Genomic DNA, 2,106 nt, shown 5'->3' with positions numbered 1-2,106 from the left:
CCGTGCGCCCGCTCCCCCGGTATTGCGCGATTCGCATTCGCACCGGATTTTCGCGGCCCCGGATTTCACCGGCGGCGCCCGTGCCCGCCACGCTCCGGAGCCGCGAATTCCGATTCGCTCAGCGGCGCAGGTTCCCCGCCTGCGCGTACTCCTCCCACGACTCCCCCGACACCTGCGTGATCGGCGAGGAGTTCAGCTTGGCCACGTCGTCCCCGCCGACCAGCCACAGCTTGTCGTCCACCAGCAGCCCCACCTGGCCGCCCGGTCCGCCGACCGCCTCCACGCCCGACGGCACCCGGCCGACCAGCGGCATCGACTCGACGGCGGCGGGCCTGCGGTCCAGGACGCCCTTCGCCAGGCGCTCGGCGACCGAGCGGCGCTCGACCCTGACCAGCTCGCCGTCCACGACCAGGTCGAGGGTGTTCTCCGGTGAGGGCACGGCGAACCCGTCGAGCACGCCCGCCTCGTCCTCTGTCTCGCAGCCCGGCGCGCCCGCGAGGTCGACGCCGAACCGGGTCAGGTCGGTGGGCGCGTTGGCCCAGCCGTCGACGGTGGCGCGCACGACGTCCAGCGGGATCCGGCCGCACGGGTCCTGCGGGGACACCGGGGCGTGGCCGTTCGGGGTGCGGACCAGTCCGGGGCCCTCGCGCCAGCGGCCGGGGATCAGGACCGGCTGGAACGGGTGCCCGGCGAAGTCGCGGTCCCAGAAGGTGACCGTGGTGCCCAGCTCGGTCTCGTGGGCGATCGCGAAGGCGCTCAGCGCGTCGATCCACATCAGGTCGGCGCTGAAGGCGTCCACGACCGAGCGGGTGCGCGGCTTGTTCGTGGCCTCCACGTCGGCGAAGCCCTGCTCGCCGAGCGCCTGCACGCCCCGGCGGAACGTCGGGTCCTGGGAGCGCAGCACGAACTGGCCCGCGCCGTTCCAGCCCGCCGCGGCGCCGGTGGTGTCGGTGAACATGAGGTAGAACCAGCCGCCCAGGAACACGGCGGCGGGCTGGCCCGAGCCGTAGGTGTTGTCGCGGGCGGTGTCGTAGGCCGGGGTGATGATCGGGGCGCCGTTGGCCATGCGGGACCAGGAGATGCCGTCCTTGCTGCTGGCGACCCCTATGGCGTTGCCGTGCGCGTGGTCCCCGGCGGCCCCGGTGTAGTACAGGTAGTACGTGTCGCCCGCCTTGACGACGGTCGGGTCGCAGGTGTGCATCCCGTCGAAGCCGGTGGTCGTGCCGCTCAGCACGGGGACGGCCCTGCTGCCGTCGGGGGCGCTGAACGGGCCGTCGAGCGAGGCGGCGCTGGAGTGGAGCAGGTCGTCGCCGGGCGGCAGGGCGTAGCCGAGCTGGCTGCACCACCACATCCGCACCCGGCCGTTCTCGACCATGACGGTGGGCCCGTAGTTGTACGGCGCGTCACCACCGCCCGCCGCGACGACACCGGGGCTCTGCCGCCCGCGGTCGGTGGTGAGCAGGACGTTCTCCGGCCGCTGGCGGGGCTGCGGGTCGGGTGGCGCCGAGGTCTCGGCCACCGGGTGGTGGTCGGGGGACGGCGCGGCCTCGCTGGGCGCGCACGCCGCGAGGGTGACGAGGACGAGGACGCCTGCGAGCGAGGACGCCGCACGCCTGTGGTGTTTGGCCATGCCGGAACTGATCTCCTGCGTGGTCTGCGGGCACACGGCAACAGGAAAGTGACTGCATTCCCGATAGGGGTTGATTATAGGGAACAAACCACCTGTTGGAGTGAAGCATTCGATGACGCGAGGACCTCACCGGGAAATCCGCCGCTGTTCTGCGGGCAGGCTCGGTAGCACTCGGTAACCCTTGTGCACGACTCTGCGTACGGACGCGTCGCGGCAAACCTGAGCCCCAACGAACCCCCTTTTGAGGTACCCCGTTGGGGGATGATGCCCGCCGGGTGGCGGGGCCGGTGTGAAGTCGGGCGGGGGTGGCGCTGGTGGTCGCTCGGGGTGGTGCTCGGGTTCGCGTTCGGGCCCTGGGCCCCGTGGACGCGCGAACCGCCCCGGTCCGGGGGCTGGCTCCGGGACCGGGGCGGTTCGGGTCGTGCGCGGCGCCTCGCGCGGGGCGCGGGTCAGGCGCTGGTGGTGGCCTTGTCGAC

Annotated in this window: 1 protein-coding gene; it reads right to left on the bottom strand. The window is 72.7% G+C overall.

Annotated elements, in window-relative coordinates; all coding sequences use genetic code 11:
* Nucleotides 1-118: 118 nt before the first annotated feature.
* A complete protein-coding gene (locus ACTUAL_RS24535; RefSeq protein WP_096496125.1) occupies nucleotides 119-1,630 on the bottom strand; it encodes a beta-xylosidase in 1,512 nt (503 codons plus the stop codon).
* Nucleotides 1,631-2,106 lie beyond the last annotated feature (476 nt).

It is taken from the genome of Actinosynnema sp. (assembly GCF_052038725.1).
This window is presented reverse-complemented; position numbering and strand designations above follow the sequence as displayed.

Excerpts from the sequence above, each read along its gene's own strand:
- ACTUAL_RS24535 (WP_096496125.1), bottom strand. The coding sequence starts at position 1,630 with ATGGCCAAACACCACAGGCGTGCGGCGTCCTCGCTCGCAGGCGTCCTC.